This window comes from Pseudoalteromonas sp. RWi3, from assembly GCF_054960735.1.
In genome coordinates this window covers 1-244 of sequence record NZ_JBHNYL010000060.1, presented here as the reverse complement: position 1 = coordinate 244, position 244 = coordinate 1, and the positions used below count along the sequence as shown (strand labels likewise).

At 38.5% G+C, this 244-nt stretch carries 1 protein-coding gene; it reads left to right on the top strand.

Annotated elements, in window-relative coordinates:
* Positions 1 to 4: 4 nt before the first annotated feature.
* Positions 5 to 244 (top strand): helix-turn-helix domain-containing protein (locus ACFI4Z_RS19135; RefSeq protein WP_462671900.1); only part of this gene is annotated, 240 nt, incomplete at its 3' end.

Here is a 244-nt window from a genome sequence, read left to right as displayed (position 1 = left end):
AGGCATTAAGCGTACCCAACGAGATTATACATTGGGCTTTAAACTATCCATTGTTGAGCAGGTAGAAAAAGGCGACTTTACTTATAAACAAGCTCAAAAACACTATGGTATTCAAGGTCGCAGCACTGTTCTTGTATGGCTAAGAAAACATGGTAAATTAGATTGGTCTACACCAACTTATATGACCGATATGCCCAAATCAAAAGAAACCCCAGCACAAAAAATTAAGCGTTTAGAGCGTGAG